We start from the raw sequence: 19,121 nt of genomic DNA, 5'->3' as shown, positions 1-19,121 counted from the left end.
CGGTGCCGGAAAATTGTGTCCTCCGGTAGCAAATGGGGCAAGAGAATACCATTGATGGCGCCCGGCGTTGAACGCGCAGCTCGACCTGTTCGGCGATTCAACGGTCCCTGACCCGGCGCCGGGCAGCGAATGCCCCGCCGCGCGCAATGACGAAGTTCGCCGCCTCTCCGCGCTGCTGCCTCCCGGCATCCGCCTCGGGACTTCGTCGTGGGCGTTCTCCGGCTGGGCGGGGATTGTCTACGACCGCGCGCTTCCCGAGCGCGTCCTGTCGCGCGATGGTCTCGCAACCTACGCCCGTCATCCGCTGCTGCGCACCGTGGGACTGGACCGGACCTTCTACGCACCGATCGCCGAGGGGGAGTATCGCCGCTACGGGGAGCAGGTCCCCGGCGGGTTCCGCTTCGTCGTGAAGGCGCCACAGGCGCTGACCGCCGCCTACAACTTCGAATCCCGCGAGCCCAGCCCGCACTTCATGGATTCCGCGGCAGCCCGCGATCTCTTTGTGACCCCCTGCCTGGCCGGGCTGGGCGCGTCGGCGGGGCCCCTCGTCTTCCAGTTTCCCCCGCAGGGCCGCGCGGCCACGCGCGAACCGCGGGCTTTCGCCGCGCGGCTCGGCGCATTCCTGCGAGGGCTGCCTGCCGGCCCGCTTTACGCGGTGGAACTGCGCGACCGGGAGTTGATCGGTCCGGAGACCATGCGCGCGCTCGCGCAGTCCGGCGTTCGGCTTTGCCTGAGCGTGCACGCGCGCATGCCCGCGGTGCAGGTGCAGGCCGCGGCCGCCACCACGCTCGGCGCCGGGCCGATGATCATCCGCTGGAACCTGCACGGGGGTTTTGCGTACGAGGAGGCAAAGTCGCGCTACGCCCCCTTCGATCGCCTCGTGGACGAGGATCCGGCCACACGCATCGCGATCGCCGGCCTCTGCAGGGTCTGCGTCGCGCGCGGCGACGAAGCGTGGGTGATCGCGAACCACAAGGCGGAAGGCTCCGCGCCGCTCACGCTCGAGCGGCTGGCGCGCGCCATCGTGGAGGGCGGCGCCTAGAAGAGGCCCAGCTGCCCGCCGATCCGGGGCGTGCGGAATCGATCGCGCGCCAGGATTGGCGGCCCGGCATCATCGCGGCGCAGCGGCCGTCAGCTCCTTCATCTTTCGCTGGATGTATGCCCTTCGCGAATCGTCAGGCGCGGCCACCGCGAGGAAGGCCGTGAACGACTCGCTAGCGCCCATGTTGTCCTGGATGGCCATTGCGTGCAGGCAGGCGTTGTAGAGGGGTGTCGCGATGTCCGGCGTGCCGCGGCCCTCGGGCGCCGCCTCGCGCGCGATCGCGAACGAACGCGCCTGCAGCGCCTGCGCATCCGGCGTCGTGCATGAGGCGTTGCGCCACGCATTCGCATCGTCGGTCGCCCACATGCGGTAGTACAGCCGCTGGCCGGTGCTGCGCAGCCGCTCCCATGCCGACTGCGGCACCGTGTACGTCGCCGGATAGCCCGGCGCGCTCAGGTACGGCCTCGCCTTCCACGACGCGAAGAAATTGTCATCGCTGCGCTGCGCGCCGTACTCGGTCGTCATGAAGTAGTACGGATTGATGGTGACCTCGACGGCGTAGAAGCGGCCCGCGCCCGGATTCACCGTGAAGCTCGGCGTTGTCCCGTAAGGCATGCTGTCCGGCGCCTGGATGGTAGGTGCCTGGTCGCCGGCGGGAACCGCGGTGCTGGCGCCGGCGGCCGTCAGCTGGATCGATGGCGCACTTGCCGCCTGCGCATCCGCGGTGCTGCTCGCGGCGTTCGTCCAGCTCGTCGCCGCGTCGCTCGCCCACACGCGGTAGTAGAGCGCGCCGCCGCCCGCGCGCAACCGATCCCACGGGGCCTGCGGCATCGTGTAGGAAGCGGGATAGGGGCCACCGAGGAACGGCGGCGTCTTCCAGGTCGCGAAGAAACTGTCGTCGGTGCGCTGCGAGCCGTACTGCGCGTTGTTGAAGAAGTAGGGATTGGTCGTGACCTCCACCGCGTAGTACCGGTTCGCGCCCGGGTTCACGGTGAACGTGGGCGGCGTCGACGCGTTGGTGAATTGCGCCGGCGCGGTGATGCTCGGCCGCCCGGCCGGCTGGGCCGCCGTGCCGCCGATGGTGAATGGCTTCTCCGACTCGAACGCGGAATTGGCCGTGCCCACCTTGAACAGGTTGGGCGTCTGCGACGCAGGCATCTGCGCCATGATGGCCCCGTGGAACGTCGAGTACGTGCCGCTGAACGAGCCGCCGTCCCACACGCTCAGCAGCGTCTCGGTGAAGAGGCCGTTGCGGGCGCCGTCCGACGAGAGCTGGTTGTCCTGGCATCCCGAGATGAGGATCACGGAGGCCACGACGGCCGCGCGGTCGCCGCCGGCAACCCATTGCAGCGACTTGTACATGTCGGCATCGCGCTGGTAGATCTCGTGCGTCGTCTCCCAGGGCGCGAGGCGGAACTTCGGAGGCAGGCTTCGCGCCGTTCGCCGATAGGCCTTCTGCATCACCGGGCTCTGGGTCATCTCGCTGTATTGCATCATCTTCGCGACGGTGCCGCTGTGGCAGCTGTCGGACAGCAAGAAGATGCGAACCCCCGCGGCGAACCGCGACCACAAGGCGAAGAGCTCGTCGTCGATCAGCATCCGGTCCCACAGCACCCACGTTTCGTCCTGCCCGTCCGCTTCGTCGCCATTGGCGTCCGGAACCTGCCCGCCGTGGCCCGAATACGTGAGCAGCAGCGTGTCGCCGCCGGAAAGCTGCTGCGCGGCCTGGCCGATCGCCTGGACGACGGCCGCCCCAGTGGCCTGCGAATCGGTCATGAGCGACGACGTGTAGCCGAGCTGGTCGGCGATGGCCTTCATGTCGCGCGCATCGTTGATGCACCCGCTCAATTGGCCGTCCCAGCCGCCGTACTTGGCGGGATCCACGGAATTCAGTCCGATGTGTATGGAAAGCCCTCTTGGCATGATGTCGTCTCCTTTTGGCTAATCGCCTTCGCCCAAGAGATCCCAGGTCAGGCTCACGACCGCGCCCGCCGTTTCGAGATCCCAGTCGATCCATCGCGTAAAACGGGGAGCCGTTGCCGCTTCGCCCGGCTTCGGGCGGAACGTCTTGGCCACGCGAAACTGCAGGACGTGCTTCGCAAGGTAAGTCGTGATCGGCAGCAGGAAGTCCAGCGACCCAGCAGAGGGTTCGCCGGCCATCGCGACCGGCCTCGCGCCGCCGGGCACGTCCTTCATCTGCGCTTCCACGTCGAGCCGCAGGAGCCCGTGGTTGTCGCGGTTGACGAGGTCGATGAACGTCGCGTTCGTCCTCACCTCCTCGACGAAGCTGCGGATCTCCTCGATCGCCGGCTGCGTTCCGGGCGCGAGCACCGCCACGGCGTAGATCTCGGTGCTTCCAGCCGGGATCGCGACGGTACGTGTCTCGCCCGGCTGGAGCGTCGCATCCACCGGAACGCGTTGCGACATGCCCGACCTGGCATAGGCGATCACGTCATCCACGTCCACGGGACGTTCGATCGCGTTGCGCAGGCTCGCCGTCGTCCCGGCGGCCGCGATCTCGAGGGGGCCGGTGGTCCAGGGTCCGACGATCTTGTCGAGCTCGAACGAGAGGACCGTCGAGAGCGAGGTGCCATCGGGAAGCCGGAACGTGGCCGTACCGCTCACGCCCGTGTTCTGGATCATTGCCTTCAGCAGGAGCGCCCCGGCGAGATCGGTGGCGAGGCTCACCTGGAAGGAGTCGGCCAGCTTCAGCACTTCGACTTCCACCTTCGCGGCGGCTCCCACGAGCCACGCGTACTCCACCTCGGCGTCGATCTCGGTCGGATACTCGATCACGGGATTGCGCGCCTCGGCCACCAGGCGATCGACGAGCTCGCGGCGCGCATGCAGCGCGAGGTCGGGCTCCAGCGTCGCCTCGAACAGGATGCGGTTGTTCGCCTCGACGCCCGGGTCAAGAACCGTGAATGCCGCGACCGCGGGACGCCAGCCCCTGCCGGGAATCGCCGGCGAATAGCGCGTGATTCGGTAGGCGGCCGGAAGCACGAGGAATCGCTCCGGCTGCTGGAGCGAGCGATACACGCGGAAGCTCGCCGTGGCGAGCGCGGCGATCTCCTCGTACTGGCGCACGACGGCTTGCCCGAGGCGGATCGCCTGCGTGCAGCCGATGGCTACGCCGAGGCCCTCGCGAACTTCGCGGTAGAACGCTCCCATTGAATTGCACGGAAACGAGAGGTCGAGGATTTCCTGGCGCAGGACGGTCCGGCGCACGTATTGGACCTTGCGCAGCAGCTCCGAGACCGCGGCGGAAACGGCGAGCGGCGGCCGCGCGATGGCGGGCTGGACGTGCGCCACGACGGCGGGTGCGATCACCGGGCTCGCCATGACGGTCACGGGCGCGGCGGCCGCGGCCACCGCCGTCCCGCCCCCGTGAGCCGCAGCCGGCGAGAGCGCCACGGCGGCGAATGCCGGACGGTCGCCGCGCGAAGGCATGGGCGCCTCGGGCCGGAATCGCACTTCGCCGCCGCCGAAATCGAACACCGCCGCGCCGCCTTCGGCATAGCCGCGCGAGCCGATGCGCGTCGCGTCGATCCTGTTCGCCGCGAGGGCAGTCATCGAGATCTTGCCGGCGAATGCGGCATCGAGCTTCGTCTCGTCGGAAGGAACGTACGCGGGATAGGTGTACGAGATCTCGAGCCGCGGGGGCTCGGACTGGGGCTCGACGCCCGATAGCGCGCCATACGTCATGCGCAGCGAGCTGTTGATGAGCGCGAAGCTCGCCGTGAGCGTGTCGCCGCCCAGCGTGGCGCTGCCCTGGAACGCAGCGCGTCGAAGCAAATTGGCCTGCGTGTCCAGGTACGGCACCGACAAGATGACCGAGAGGTTGCCGAGCGGCACCTGGGATGCGCCGTCCCCCGCAGCCGCATTGAGCGCGGCCTTGGACGCGTCGGACATCGCCAGTCGCGCCGAGATGCGCACGGTGCCCTGGAGCGCCGCCTCCCCGCCGGGTCCCGAGCCCACGCGTTGGAAGCTGAAGAGGAACGGGCTCGCGGCAGGGTCGGCGCTGGCCGCGGGCAGCACCGGCGCGATGGCCGGTGCGTACCAGTACCGGCGCGCATCGACGCGATCGCGCCACAGCGGCGCATCGCTCTTCTGCACGATCGGCAGACGCGCGGGCGATTCGCCGCCGTGGGCCACCACATCGTCGAGCCACCAAAGATTCACGCGGCCGGCCGCGTGGACCATGCTCGTGTCGATCCGCGCGAGGCCCGAATGCGCCAGCTTGCCTGCAGCGACCGCCGGGACGTTCGCGCGCATCGCTGAGGTCATGGACACGGCCCCTTCTCCCTGCACCGCCAGGCGCGAGGAGCCGGATGAGCTTCGCGGCGCGCTGCGCATGCGCATGCGCCGTGGTGCGGGACCGATGGGATTCTCCGGCGAAAGATCGCTGCCGGGAACCGTGAGCCGGATGAAGGCATCGCGCTTGCGCCCGTCGAGCAGGCCCGCGAGCGATTTCGAGAGCGGCGCTTCGCCCGCGTGCCGCTGCTCCGGCGAGCAGCCCATGCTTTCCTCGAACTCGAATCGCATCACGGGATGCGGCCGCTCGCGGCGGATCCGGAATCCGCCATCGGCCTCCCGCGAAAGGATCGGCGATGCGATCCGAAGGAATCCCTTCAAGGCAGGCCCCGCTTCGTGCCCCTCGATGCGGCCCCCGCTTGGACCGCTCGCATCGATAATGCCTCGAGCGAGCATTTCGGCGAATGCATCTTCCAGCTCGCGCATCTGGATCGAGTCGCGCTCGCCGAAGCGCGACCGCAAGAAATCGAAGACCTCCGCGTAGTAGCCGCTGACGATGGCCTTCGCGTCCGCGGCGGATGTGCGGAAGTCCGCGGAGTAGCTCGCGCGCAGCAGTGTGCCGGCTTGTCCGTCGAGCGCGCGCAGCACTTCGAGCGCCTCGTCCCGGCGCAGCGCGGCCGAGAGTCCCGCGCGCAGGCTCGTTCCGCTCCAGGTCGCGGAGGCCAGCACTTGCGACTCGCCTTCGCGCGTGGCGCCGAGCCGGACGGTGCCTTGCCGAATGAACATCGGCATCACGTCGCGGCCGACCTGCCGCGAGGCGGCCTCGCGCACGGAAGGCGGAACCGAAAGCATCAGGTCGAGCGACAGGAAACCACCGGCGACGAGGGGCGAGACGTTGCCCTCCTCCGGCCGCGGCGCGCGCTCGAGCAGCAGCGTGAGCGAGAAGACCGGATCGCCCTGCGCGCCGCGCGCCACGATCGGGTCCCGGAGGAGCGCGTGATCCAGCTCTTCCGTTGCATCCGGCAGCAGGATGAGCCACTGGGCCGGCCACGGAGGCGCCACCCCGGTCTCCATCGTTTGCCACGGCACACCGGCGCGAGGGCCCTGGGGCGCCGTCATGATGCAGCTCCGTTAAGACCCTCGCTTTTCACCCTCGACCTCTCGTCAGGACGTCGTCTCGTAGCCGGAGACCGTGCGATCGGCCGTCGCCGGAACTACGCCGCGCCCGCGGGAGGGCGGCGGAGGCGGAGGCGGCGGCTCGGGTATCCCGCGAGCCGTCCGCGACTCGCCCGGCGCCGACGGGGCCCCGGCCTCGGCAGCGACAGGCACGCCCGGTGCACCCTGCGCACCCGGCGCACCCACTCCCGGGGCTGCCGGCAAGGGCGGCGCGCCGGGCTCGCCCGGGGCAACAGCAGGCTCGCCGACAGCCGCCGGGATTTCCACGGCACGCACCACGCCCTCGACGAACATCTCGCGCGCGGTGAGGCTGCGCATGGTGACGCCCGGAGCGTCCGGCGACGGCACATCGACCATGAGCGCTCCGTTGCCGGCCCCGTCGACCCAGGGGCCGGACCACGCTTGGCCCTTGGTGAAGATCGTGCCCTTCACGGTGACGTGCACGCGGTACTGGTACGCCGCGACGAAATCCGGCTGTCCGGTGAACACCATCAGGAACCGTCCCTCATCCTGGTCGGCGTTGGTCCAGCGGAAGCGGTACGAGGTGTTAATACGGTCCACGCCGTCGGTGCGGCGGCCCTTCACGCGCAATTCGACCTCCACCACCTCGGCGTTGGATCCGAGCGACGCGCCGAGCGCGATCGGCCCGAGGTCAAGCATGCCCATCTGGTCGGCGCGCACCTCGAGGATGTTGTCGTTCGTGAGCGTGCCGTTGGGCCCGGCATCGAGCTCCATGACGTTGCGCTCGACAACGACCTGCTGGAACGGGAACTCCGTCGCGCCGGGCGGCTCGAGCAGGTGGACCTTGCGCTTCACGAAGGTCTTGTCGGGTTCCCAGTTGGCCGGCGGATTGGTGACCTCGTCCTTGCGAAGCTCGACGAATTCCGGCTTGAACGTGGTATCGGCGGGATCCGACTTCTGGAACGTGCACGGCTTCCACTGGATCTGCCCCTGCTGCCCGGGATAGCCCACTTGTGCGGACAGGAAAGCGACCGGTTGGCCGGCCCAGCGCGCCGCCTTGTCGGGCCAGTTCACCACCGGCTTCACGAAGCGCCGCACCTTGGTGCCGAGGCCGCCCAGGACCAGGCGCTGGAAGTATTTCTTCTCGGCGGTCGGGTCGTTCTGGATCTCGTTGAAGAAGCCCTGCAGGGACGAGCTGATCGTGTGCGGCTGCAGGTAGCGGAAATAGCGCGTCTCGTCGTAGCTCAGGTCCACGTAGGTCTCGTCGCGGCGCAACTTGACCGCGAGCCCGGCGCTGCCGCCGAAGAGGCTGCCCAGCAAGCCGCCGCTCGGCGCCTCGGCCGGCTGCAGGTTGGGCGGCGCGGGATCGAAGATCACCTTCTTCGCCTGCTCCGTGAAGAGCTGCACGATCAGGTCGATGCGCTGATTGATAGACTTCTCCAGCTCGGCGCCGCCGGGCATCGTGCCGTCGATGTCTACCACCACCTTGATGTCGCCCTTGAGCCGCAGCTGGTTGAACTCGGCCTTGATGTCCGCCGACGCCCACATGTAACGCGCGTTCACGTGGCTCGAGAAATGCGTGAAGATGCGGCTCCAGCTCCCGGTGATCTTCACGCGCATGAGCTGCGTCCACATCGGCAGCACCAGGTTCTGCGTGACTACCAGCGGCGTGTACGCGCCGTGGGCTCCGGCCCACAGGATCTCGCTCGGCATCGGGCCGAGCAGGGCGGCGAAGGCGTTCTCCCCGCCGGTGACGGAGCCCGGCCCCTGCCCCTCCATCTTCCACGCCCACGGATTCAGCGCGGACGAAGGCGCGCGGAAGTCGCGTCCGTGCGGCACGGGACGCATGGCGTTGAAGCCGCGCGTGATGACCCCGCGCGGGCCGGCGTCTGCGCCCGGTGCCGAGCCAGCGTCACCCCCCGCGGCGGGAACGCCGCCGGCAGGTACACCGCCCGGGACGGCAGGCGCGGCCGCTCCACCGCCGGCTGCGGGCGTTTCGGTGCCCGCGGCCTCGGAGGGCAGCGAGCCGTCCGCCTGCGGCGCGATGTTGGCGACCGCGGTCGTGTTCTTCGCGATCGGCGCAATGCGGATGGAGGGCGCGACGTTCGTGCGCAGGCCCCAGTACTTGTCGTTCTTGCCGCTGAACCGCTCGAGGATCTGCTTCTCGGCCTGCTTGAGCACGGAAGTCGGATAGCGCGAGGTCGTGGTGAACGCCAGCACGCCGCCCTGCGTCTCGCCCTTTTCGACCCCGATCGAGGACTCGTCGGCGATGCCGACGAAGTGGATGTGGCGGAACTTGAAGTCCTTGGTGTCGCCCTTGCGCGCGAGCCTCACCTGTTCCGGCACGTAGTAGAAGACCGGCGGCTGGCGCGCGGCCTGCAGTTCGTCGTTGTTGCGATCGGGCAGGAAGAGAAGCGTGTATTCCTCGCCGGACTCGTCCTGGATGACAAATTCCTCGAACCCGCCGACCATGACCGGGCCAATTGCGTTTGCAGCCATATGAAGCCTCCGTACGAATGGGGTTTGGTCTTCGTTCGCGCGACCGCGGCGGGAAATCCACCCCGGTTGCGAGCGACCGTCAAGCTCGATTGCACGCCACCTTTCGCCCTTCAAGCTCCCGGCGAGACTAGAGGTTCCGATGGCGGCGGTAAATGAACCCTAGGGTCCGGACTGGATGGAGCGAAGGTTCAGACCAGTCGCGCCTCGCCGGTGCCGGCGGCGGCATCGATGGCGGCGCAAAGATCGTCGGCAACGCATTGCAGGAGCACCGTCTGGTGCTCGCGCAGCTCGAAGACGGTCGCCCAGGCCGCGTCGACCGACAGGCCGATGATGCGCAGCCGCGACGTGCCGGCGAGCATGGCGCGCAACGCGCCGGGCAGGTGCGCCTCCTCCAGCTCGACAAACAGGATGTCGGTTCCCTCCTCCCCTTGCGCGCCTCTTTGCCCGCCTTGATGCAGGGCCGAGAGGCTCGTCCAGGGCTCGACCACCTGGAATTTTCCCGCGCGGCCGAGGGCATCGCGGACGATTCCCTCGCGAAGCGGGGAAAGTCCCGCGAACGCAACGCGCGTCATGGACATCGCAAATGCCTGCTCGAAGAAACGCGCCGAGTATGCGAACGCCGCTCGAAAGCGGCAATGGACCGAGGGGTCCGGGCCGGACCCGCGAGCCCTGCGCGGCTCCTAGGCCGAGCGGCGATGCGACTCGCTCATCAGCGAGGCAACCTCGCTGCGGCGGTGCAGCCTCAGCTTCTCGAGGATGTTGTGGACGTGGTTCTTCGCGGTCGCGTTCGAGATCTCGAGATGGCGAGCGATCGCCTTGTTGGGCAGCCCCCGCGCGAGGAGCGAGAGCACCTCGTGCTCTCGCGGGGAGAGCTCGTCGATCAGGCTGGCCCCGGACCTGGAGCCCGAGGCGAGCAGCGCCATGCGGTGGATGATGTGCGCCGCCATGCGCGGCGAGCAGTGGAACTCCTCGTGCGCGACGCCCTTGAGAATGGAGAGCAGGTCCTCGAGCGCTGCGCTGCGGGGAACGTAGGCCGCGACGCCGTGCTCGATCCACGTCAGCACCGCTTCGGGGGTCTCGTTCACCGCCAGCGCGACCAGCTTGGGCGGCGAAGGCAGGACCCGGAGCCGCTCGATTGCTTCCGCGATGTCGGCCATGCCCACGTCGAAGAGGACCAGGTCGGGAAGCTCGATTCGCGCGAGGCGCTCGGCCGATTCCGCGTCGCTCGCGGCGGCAGCCACCTGGACCTCGCCGCTCTTGTTCAGCAGCTCGGCCAAGCCCTCCCGGTAGAAGGGCACTTCCACTGCGATCAGGATCCGGATCATCGAAGCCTCCCTGCTGCCTGCTTTCCGTGAGCAGCGCGCTCAGCGCACCGCAGCCTTGCGGCTCTGCTCTTGTGCCACCGGAAGGTCCTGAAAGTCTGCTACATATGCCGTGTCTTGCGCAACATCTGTTAAATTGTTTGCGCTCCCGCAAGCCGAACCGATAAGTGCGGGGTTGGCCCCTTTGAAGCTAACCCGTTGGTTTGGAGCCAAAAGCGACAAAGCCCGCGCAATGCGGGCTGTGTCGCTTTTTTTTTGGCGTCCCCACGGGGATTCGAACCCCGGTTATCGCCGTGAAAGGGCGGTGTCCCAGGCCTCTAGACGATGGGGACAAGAGAATCGGCAGGGGTGGCCGCGCGGTTCAGAGGGCAATCGAGGACACGGAATTATCATGCAATTCGTCCAGTTCGCGCTCTGACCCACTATGCCCCTTGCAGGCGCAACAGTCGCCTACCTGGACCATGCGCCCGCCACGAACAAGCCTCTTCTTGCTTCTTCTTCAAACCACAGATCAGCACCCTCACGTCTTCGCCACCCCCCCCCCCCCCCCCCCCCCCGGCCCCCCCCCCCCCCCCCCCCCCCCCCCCCGACCGCCCCCGGCCGACCCGTTCCCCCCCCCCCCCGCCGCCCAGGGGCGGCTCACCCCCCCACCGAACCCCCCCCCTCCAGAGTGGCTGGCGCGCGCCATCGTGGAGGGCGGCGCCTAGAAGAGGCGCAGCTGCCCGCCGATCCGGGGCGGGCGGAATCGATCGCGCGCGAGGATTGGCGGCCCGGCATCGACACCAAGGCGCGTGCAGGCCGCCTCGAAACGGCGGCGCAGCAGGTCCGAGAGCAGCCCTTCGCCGGTCATGCGGGTGCGGAAGCGAGGATCGTTGTCGCGACCGCCGCGCATCTCGTTGAGGCGCGACATGACGTGCGCGGCCTTGAGCGGCACGTGATGCTCGAGCCAGTCACGGAACAGGTCCTTCACTTCCCAGGGCAGGCGAACCAGCGTCCAGCTCGCCCAGGCGGCCCCCGCCTGCGCCGCCGCGTCGAGGATGGACTCGATTTCGTGGTCGGTGAGGAAGGGAATGATCGGGGCGACGTTGACGCCCACGGGGACGCCTGCAGCGGCAAGCCGGCGAATGGCCTCGATCCGGCGCGAGGGCGCGCTCGCGCGCGGCTCCATGCGCCGCGCCAGGCCCGCGTCCAGCGTCGTGACCGAAACGGCAACCGCGGCAAGCCCCTCTGCTCCCATCGGCGCGATGAGGTCGAGGTCGCGCTCCACCAGCGCCGACTTCGTGATGATGGCCACCGGATGCGACGTTTCGTGAAGCACTTCGAGAATGGAGCGCGAGATGCGGCGCGAACGCTCGATGGGCTGGTAGCCGTCGGTGTTGGAGCCGATGTTGATCGGCTCGCACCGGTAGCCCGGGCGGGCGAGTTCCTCCCGAAGCAGGCGCGCTGCGTCGTCCTTGGCGAAGAGCCGCGTCTCGAAGTCGATGCCGGGCGAGAGGCCGAGGTAGGCGTGGGACGGACGGGCGTAGCAGTTGTGGCTCACGACCCCATTGGCGATGAAATCCCCGGTTTCCGTCGTGATGTCATACAGGCGATAGGCCTTTCCCAGGGGCTCTATGCAGGTAGCGCGCAGGCGCGAATCGCTCTTGAGCGCCTGGCCAGTGATATCCAGCTTGCGTGTTATCGCGGGTAGAACGCTGTGGAAAAACCGCAAGTGCTCACGCAATCCTCCCCTCAATCTCACCACCTCTATCGGCCGGAGGCGCCCGCGCTCACCGCGCCCCACGGCGAACTCGAAACCGAAGGAACTCATGCACTTCGCGATCCACCCGATGAATTCGGCATCGGCATTCGAAACCCTCAGGACGCCTTGGCTGAAGCTTCCCTCGGCATCGAAAATACCCGCGAGAAAGCCGGCCGACCATTCCCGGTTCGCCTGCGAAGGCCAGCCAATCAGGCGTCGAATCGAGTCTATCTTCGGCAATGCATGGGTTCGTATGGCATGCATCGCGCGCCGCGCCCGGGCCCCGGACTGGAACGCGAACTCCTGCGTGGCAATCTCGAAGTCCAGAAGGTAGTCCTGCGCCCGCAGCAGCGCTTCCGGATCGCACAAGGCAAGACGGAAACCGTGAAGGTTGCAGCACCTGCCGCAGCGCTCATATTGGTACGACTTGAGGTGCCCGTCTCCGCGAATCAGTCCGCAAAGGTAGCCGCGCCGGTAATCCCCGCCCTGCACCGGACCTTGGGCGAACGCGCCGGTCCCCAAAAGCTTGTTGACCAGCGTCAAGTGCGGCCGGCGAAGGCGGCCCGACACGGCGCCCGTCACGAACTTCCAGCCGCGTTCGGTCAGGAAGCGGTGGTCCCCGCTGGTGACGAGCGACGTCCCATCCTCCAGCGTTATCCTCCATGCGGGCTTGATCGTGCTCCAGTGCGCCAGCACGCGTGACTTGACGTAGCGGCGGTACCATCCCACCCGCCTCGTGCCAAAAATCTCGTCGCCCACGCGCAATGCGGACAGCGGTCGCGTCCGGCCATCTCCCATCAGGATCAGGGTATCGCCCGATGCGCAATATATGCAGCCATGCTCGCAGCCGCGATACGGATTCACCGATTGCGTGAAGTTGAGGTCAGGCGAATCGTGTCGCGAAATGATGGACTTCGCCAGCTCGATGGTGACCGTGGTCTTCGGCCGTGCCGGATCGTCCGTCGGCTCCCGAAGCCAGCCGTCGTCGACAGCCTCGCGCCGGACCTTCTCGAAGCGGCCCTCGGGGTTGGCGCCCGCGCCCCGGCCTTTCGCCGTCGCGCCGTGATTTCCCGCCGTCGTCTTCATCGCCATGGCGAATGGTATGGCGGGCTCATCCGGGTATCCACGGACGCGCGCGATTGTGGATAACCGGCCGGGCCTGCCCAGAAAAAGCCGAGTCCGCCATGTTGGGTGATAATGCGTGCGTCTTGCCTGAAACCCCGGAGATCCCATGTCCCGCACACGCCTGGCTTCCCTCGCCCTCGCAGCCGCCGCCGCTCTCGCCACGATCCATGCAAATGCCGGTGAAGTCGTCCTGTATTCCTCCAACAGCGTGGACGCCATCAACGCCGTCACCGAGGAGTTCAACAAGAAGTACCCCGACATCAAGATTTCGGCGGTGCGCGGCAGCACGGGCGCGATGATGCAACGGATCAAGGCCGAGGCGGGCGCGCCAAAGGCGGACATCTTCTGGTCCGGCGGCTTTTCGGTGCTGCGCCTCTACCAGGACTACTTCGCGCCGTACCAGTCCGCGCAGACCGCGGGCGTGCAGGCGGCCTACAAGGACAAGAACGGCCTGTGGGTCGGCACCAACGCCCACGTGATGGTGATCATGGTGAACAAGCGTGCGTTGAAGGGCGATCCGATGCCCAGGACGTGGTCGGATCTCGTCAACCCGCGCTGGAAGGACCGCCTGGTCGTGAGCGATCCGGAGAAGACCAGTTCGTCCCTCGCAACGCTCTGGGGTATCGAGCAGTCCCTCGGCAAGGAGGTCCTCAAGGGCATCGCCAGGAACGCGACGATCGTGAACACCGCCTCGCAGGTCTTCGACGGCGTGGCCAAGGGCGAATACGCCGTCGGCATGACGATGGAGTACGCCGCGCAGGAGTACGTCTCCGGCGGCAACAAGGACATCGAGATCGTCTATCCCAGCGAGGGCACCTTCATCGCGCCGGAGGGCATGGCGCTCGTGAAGGGCTCGCCCAATCCTGCGGAGGCGAAGACATTCTACGACTTCCTTTCCTCCAGCCAGGCGCAGGAGATGCTCGTGAAGAGATTCTTCCGTCGTCCGATCCGCGACGACGTCGACACCACCAAGGTGGGCCTCCCGCGCACCACGACCTTCAAGGTGGCGCCCATCGATGACGTGAAGGCTGCCGCCGCGCAGCCGGCCTTCATCGCTTCGTGGAAGGAAATGGTCGCCGCAGCGCGCTAGCCGCATGCGCATCCGCTTCGAACGCGTCACCCAGGCGTACGACGGACAGGCGCTCTTCACGGACCTCGACCTCGAGTTCCCGTCGGGCCGCCTATTCACCCTCCTCGGGCCCTCGGGCTGCGGCAAGACCACGCTGCTGCGCATGCTCGCAGGCTTCGTGGTGCCCGACGCTGGCCGCGTGTGGTTCGGCGATCGCGACGTCACCGCGTTGCCCGTGCACCGGCGCGGCGTGGGCATGGTGTTCCAGGACTATGCGCTCTTCCCCGACCGCTCCGCCCTCGCCAATGTGATGTACGGGCTCGAGGCGCGCGGGGTGGCAGCGAAGGAGGCGAAAGCCCGGGCCATGGCGATGCTCGAGCGCGTGGGGCTGGGTTCGATGGCCAATCGCCCGCCCGCGAAGCTTTCGGGCGGGCAGCGCCAGCGCGTCGCCATGGCGCGCGCATTGGTGATCGATCCGCAACTGCTCCTCCTCGATGAACCGCTGGCGGCGCTCGACGTGAAGCTGCGGGTGGAGTTGCGCGCGATGGTCCGCGAGCTGCAGATCGAGTTGAAGGTCACCACGGTATTCGTGACCCACGACCAGGAAGAGGCGCTGGCGATGTCCGACGTGGTCGCGGTCATGGATCGCGGCAGAATCGTGCAGATGGGGACGCCGGTGGAGATCTATGCGCGGCCCGCGAATGGATACGCCGCGGATTTCCTGGGCAGCGCGAACCTGATTCCGCTGGGGGATGGGAAGTTCAAGGTGGTGAGGCGCGAGGAGATCGAGATCGGGGGAGGTGACCTTCCGGGAGTGATCGAGGGTGTCGAGTTCCGGGGATCGATCACGGGTTACCGGATCAGGACGGCCACAGGCATCGTCCATGTCGATACCTGGAGCGTGCAGCACGGCCGTGTCCACGAGCGCGGCGAGGAAGTGCTCTTGAAGATTCCGGCCGATGCGCGTGTGGTGGAGGGCACATGAGCGCGGTCATGTCCTGGAAGCGCGATCCGGCGTGGACGATGGTGACGCTCGCGGGTTTCGCGGTCCTCGGTCTGTTCCTCGTCTGGCCGCTGGTGACCACGTTTGCGTACAGCTTCCGAGGCACCGACGGCAGCTACGGGCTCGGCGGTTACGCGACATTCTTCCGTGATCGCGCGTATCGGGATTCCCTGTGGAACACGCTCATCCTCGGCGGCGCGGTAACGGCCACCTCGATGATCGTCGGTGGCGCGCTCGCCGTGCTGGTTGCGCGATGCAGGTTCCGCTTCTCCGGCTGGGTGACGGCGCTACCGCTGGTCACGCTCGTCATCCCCGACGTGGTGGTCGCCGCCGCATGGACGCTGATCCTCGGGCGGCAGGGCATCGTCAACACGTGGCTCTTGCCGGCGGACTGGCAGATCGGCTCGCTCTATTCGTGGTGGGGTCTCATCTTCGTGATGACGCTCAACAGCTACGTGTACGCGTTTGTGATGATCCTGGTCGGCTTGAAGGCGGTGGACGGCAATCTCGAGGAGGCGGCGATGAGCCTGGGGCGCCCGCTGCCTCGCGTGCTCACGGGAGTGACGCTGCCGCTCATCCTCCCGTCTATCTTCGGCGCGGCGCTGGTGGTCTTCACCCACGTGATCGGCAGCTTCGGCATACCGGCGATCCTGGGCGCACGCACGCCGGTGCTGGCGGTGAAGGCCTACAACGAGTTCGTGAGCGAGCTGGGCGGCAACCCGCAGATGCAGACCACCATGGCCACGCTGCTGGTGCTGCTCGGCGTCGTGATGCTCGCCGTGCAGAAGCTCGTGATCGAGCGCGGACAGTACCAGATGGAGTCGGGGCGCACACCGCTCGCCATTCCCATCCGCGGTGTCGCGGGAACGGTCGCCGCGGCACTCGTGGTGCTCGTGGTCATGCTGTCGATGGCGCCGGCCGTCGTCGCCGTCATCACGGCGTTCACGCCGTCCAGGGGCCCGGTGCTGAGCTACGGTGGCTTCACGCTGATTCACATGACCACGGCGCTCACCAAGTCCGCCCAACCGCTCTGGAATTCGCTCTCGCTCGCTGCCATCGCCACCGTGGCGGGCGTGATCTTCTCGGTGGCCGTTGCGTACCTCGTGGTGAAGCGCCGCAGCGCACTCACCGGCACGCTCGACGTCCTCGTGATGCTGCCGCTTACCATCGCCGGAACCGTGCTCGGCATCGCGCTGGTGAACACGTTCAATACCGGCTGGCTGGTGCTCACCGGCACGTGGATCATCATGGCGCTAGCCTATTTCCTGCGGCGGATCCCGAACAGCGTGCGCGCAGCCGTTGGGCCCCTGCACAACGTGCGCGATTCCATCGAGGAGGCGTCGATCAGCCTCGGTGTGCCGCCGCTGCGCAGCTTTTTCAAGGTCGTCATGCCGCTCATCAGGCCGGCGGTGGCCGCGGCGGCGATCCTCATGTGGGTCACGTCGCTTTCGGAGCTGTCGACCACCATCGTTCTGTACTACGGCGGCATGAGCACCATGCCGATCGAGATCTTCCAGCAGGTCGATAGCGGCCGTCTGGCCCTCGCCAGCGCCTACAGCGTGATCCTCATGCTGGCGATCTTCGTGCCCCTCGCGATCGCGCGATGGGTTTTCCGCGTGAAGGTGGATGCAATCCAATGACGACATTCCTCAGCCGGCGCGTGGCGAGCGTGCAGCCTCCGATGACCCGCGAGATGACGCGCCTGGGCAACGAGCTTGCGCGCGCCGGGCGCTCGATCATGTCGCTCGCGCAGGGCGAGCCGGACTTCGATACGCCGCTTCACGTCCGCGAGGCGGGCAAGGCCGCCATCGACGCAGGCAAGACGCGTTACACGGACGTGCCCGGCACGCGCGAGCTCACCGCCGCGATCATGCGCAAGTTCGAGCGCGACAACGGCATCGCGTTCAAGCCCGGGGAGATCACCATTGGCGTGGGTTCCAAGCAGGTGCTCTATAACGCGCTGCAGGCCACGGTCGATCCGGGCGACGAAGTGGTGGTGGCAGTGCCGGCGTGGGTCTCGTATCCGGAGATGGTGCGCCTGGCCGAGGGCGTGCCCGTCATCGTGCCCTGTCCCGCCGCGAGCGGATTCAAGATCACGCCGCAGCAGCTGCAGGCTGCCATCACGCCCCGCACCAAGTGGCTGATGCTCAACTCGCCGAGCAATCCGAGCGGGGCGGAGTACACGCGCGAGGAGCTGCAGGCACTGGCCGAGGTCCTGCTGCGCCACCCGCACGTCTGGCTCATGTCCGACGACATCTATGAAAAAATCCGGTACCTCGACACGCCCTTCCCGACCATGGCCGCGGTAGTGCCCGAGATGGCGTCGCGCTGCCTCACCATCAACGGCGTCTCCAAGGCTTTCGCGATGACGGGCTGGCGCTGCGGCTATGGCGCGGGACCGGCGGAGCTGATCCGCGGCATCAATCTCGTGCAGGGGCAATCGGTCTCGCACACGAGTTCGATCAGCCAGGCGGCAGCCGTCGCGGCGCTCGACGGACCCATGGATTTCCTCCCCCCCTTCGTCGCGGCCTATCGCCGCCGCCGCGACCTGGTCGTTGCCGCCATGCGCGGCATCGAAGGCGTCGAGTGCACGGTCCCGGACGGTGCGTTCTACGTCTTTCCCGGCTGCCACGCCCTGCTCGGACGCCGCACGCCCAAGGGCAAGCTCATCGCCACCGACATGGACCTGTGCATGTATTTCCTCGAGGAGGCCGGCGTGGCCCTCGTGCCCGGCAGCGCATTCGAACTGGCCGGGCATTTCCGGATTTCCTATGCCGCGTCCGACGCCACGCTGGAGGAAGGGATGAAGCGGCTGAAGGAAGCGTGCGGCAACCTGGGGTAAACGTGCCGCGGGAGAGCAACTCCTTCCGGGAAAAGCGTGCCGCGGATCGAACGCCAGGAAGTCGCGTGCAGCGCAGGCGTCAGAATTCCTGCCACTCCTGCGCGCCGCCGTCGTCCACTCTCTGGACGGATCTGCCGAGGCTCACGTCTCTGCGCTCGTGCTTTGGCAGAGACACCAATCGCTCCGCGCGCGGCGCGTGGCTCGCCCGGGCCGGCGCGCCGGACGCATCGAGGTGGTCCCGATCGTCGCCCAGCCGGAACACCGCGACCGCCTGCGAAAGACGGCTCGACTGCCCCTTCAGGCTCTCGGCGGCGGCAGAGGCCTCTTGCACCAGCGCCGCGTTCTGCTGCGTCACCTGGTCCATCTGGGTGATCGCCCGGTTCACCTGCATGATGCCGCTGCTCTGCTCCTGGCTCGCGGCGGTGATGTCGGTCATGATGTCCGTCACGCGCTTCACGCTGGTGACGATCTCGTCCATGGTCTTGCCCGCTTCGTCCACGAGCCGGGCCCCGAACTCCACCTTGCCCACCGAGTCCTGAATCAGCGACTTGATCTCCTTGGCCGCCTCCGCGCTGCGCTGGGCGAGACTTCTCACCTCGCTGGCCACCACCGCGAACCCCCGTCCCTGCTCGCCCGCCCTTGCGGCTTCCACTGCGGCATTCAGCGCGAGGATGTTGGTCTGGAACGCAATGCCGTCGATGACCCCGATGATGTCGGCGATTTTCCTGGAGCTTTGCGAGATCCCGTCCATCGTCTCGACGACCTGGCTGACCACCTTGCCGCCGCGCACCGCCACGCTCGAGGCTCCGGCCGCAAGCTCATTCGCCTGTTGCGCGTTCCCTGCATTCTGCTTCACCGTGCTGGTGAGCTCTTCCATCGACGAGGCCGTCTCCTCGAGCGAGGAGGCCTGCTCCTCGGTGCGCGAGGAAAGGTCGGCATTGCCCTGCGCGATCTCGATGGAGGCGGTGGCGATGTCCTGCACGGACGAACGCACGTCCCCGACGACCCGGCGAAGCGCGTCCTGCATCTCGCCAAGCGCCTGCAGCAGCTTCCCCAGCTCGTCCCGGCGATCGACAACGATGGCCGT

Annotated in this window: 12 protein-coding genes and 1 tRNA gene (1 of these 13 only partly in view); 5 read left to right on the top strand and 8 right to left on the bottom strand. The window is 67.7% G+C overall.

Annotation, left to right across the window (positions count from 1 at the left end):
• Positions 1–67: 67 nt before the first annotated feature.
• Positions 68–1,042 (top strand): DUF72 domain-containing protein, encoded by a 975-nt coding sequence (locus tag IPP91_00550; GenBank protein MBL0140581.1) that lies wholly within the window; start codon positions 68–70, stop codon positions 1,040–1,042.
• A gap of 69 nt (positions 1,043–1,111) precedes the next feature.
• Here the strand turns inward: IPP91_00550 and IPP91_00545 are convergent, their stop codons facing one another.
• The 7 genes from IPP91_00545 to IPP91_00515 form a co-directional block, all read right to left on the bottom strand.
• Positions 1,112–2,965 carry a caspase family protein gene (locus tag IPP91_00545; protein ID MBL0140580.1) on the bottom strand — a complete coding sequence of 618 codons (1,854 nt, stop codon included), beginning with the start codon at positions 2,963–2,965 and terminating at the stop codon, positions 1,112–1,114.
• Positions 2,966–2,983: 18 nt separating this feature from the next.
• Positions 2,984–6,415: a hypothetical protein gene (locus tag IPP91_00540; protein MBL0140579.1), complete on the bottom strand. Its 3,432-nt coding sequence runs from the start codon at positions 6,413–6,415 to the stop codon at positions 2,984–2,986.
• 45 nt (positions 6,416–6,460) lie between these two features.
• Entirely contained in the window at positions 6,461–8,932 is a 2,472-nt protein-coding gene (locus IPP91_00535; protein ID MBL0140578.1) for a hypothetical protein, read from the bottom strand.
• A 188-nt stretch (positions 8,933–9,120) separates the two neighbouring features.
• Entirely contained in the window at positions 9,121–9,510 is a 390-nt protein-coding gene (locus IPP91_00530) for a hypothetical protein (GenBank protein ID MBL0140577.1), read from the bottom strand.
• Positions 9,511–9,612: 102 nt separating this feature from the next.
• Positions 9,613–10,257 carry a response regulator transcription factor gene (locus tag IPP91_00525; GenBank protein ID MBL0140576.1) on the bottom strand — a complete coding sequence of 215 codons (645 nt, stop codon included), beginning with the start codon at positions 10,255–10,257 and terminating at the stop codon, positions 9,613–9,615.
• A 253-nt stretch (positions 10,258–10,510) separates the two neighbouring features.
• Positions 10,511–10,586 (bottom strand) — tRNA-Glu (locus IPP91_00520).
• A gap of 371 nt (positions 10,587–10,957) precedes the next feature.
• Entirely contained in the window at positions 10,958–13,087 is a 2,130-nt protein-coding gene (locus IPP91_00515) for a PA0069 family radical SAM protein (GenBank protein ID MBL0140575.1), read from the bottom strand.
• A 139-nt stretch (positions 13,088–13,226) separates the two neighbouring features.
• Here IPP91_00515 and IPP91_00510 point away from each other — a divergent pair, with 139 nt between their 5' ends.
• Genes IPP91_00510 through IPP91_00495 form a run of 4 tightly spaced genes read left to right on the top strand, consistent with a single transcriptional unit; the run spans position 13,227 to position 18,034 of the window.
• On the top strand, positions 13,227–14,210 hold the full coding sequence (locus IPP91_00510; GenBank protein MBL0140574.1) for an extracellular solute-binding protein: 984 nt from the start codon (positions 13,227–13,229) through the stop codon (positions 14,208–14,210).
• A gap of 4 nt (positions 14,211–14,214) precedes the next feature.
• A complete protein-coding gene (locus tag IPP91_00505) occupies positions 14,215–15,174 on the top strand; it encodes an ABC transporter ATP-binding protein (protein ID MBL0140573.1) in 960 nt (319 codons plus the stop codon).
• Positions 15,171–16,832 (top strand): iron ABC transporter permease, encoded by a 1,662-nt coding sequence (locus tag IPP91_00500; protein ID MBL0140572.1) that lies wholly within the window; start codon positions 15,171–15,173, stop codon positions 16,830–16,832. The genes IPP91_00505 and IPP91_00500 overlap by 4 nt, the downstream gene beginning before the upstream one ends.
• Complete coding sequence (locus IPP91_00495; protein MBL0140571.1) at positions 16,829–18,034, top strand: pyridoxal phosphate-dependent aminotransferase; 1,206 nt, start codon at positions 16,829–16,831, stop codon at positions 18,032–18,034. Before IPP91_00500 ends, IPP91_00495 begins: the two co-directional genes overlap by 4 nt.
• A gap of 79 nt (positions 18,035–18,113) precedes the next feature.
• Here IPP91_00495 and IPP91_00490 read toward each other — a convergent pair whose 3' ends face one another.
• Positions 18,114–19,121, bottom strand: partial view of a HAMP domain-containing protein gene (locus IPP91_00490; GenBank protein MBL0140570.1) — the 3' portion only. The gene runs 702 nt beyond the window's last position; the window shows 1,008 of its 1,710 coding nt (coding positions 703–1,710); its start codon lies off the right edge, out of view — the gene reads right to left on this strand; its stop codon occupies positions 18,114–18,116.

This window comes from Betaproteobacteria bacterium (genome assembly GCA_016720855.1).
GTDB lineage: Bacteria > Pseudomonadota > Gammaproteobacteria > Burkholderiales > Usitatibacteraceae > FEB-7.
This window is presented reverse-complemented; position numbering and strand designations above follow the sequence as displayed.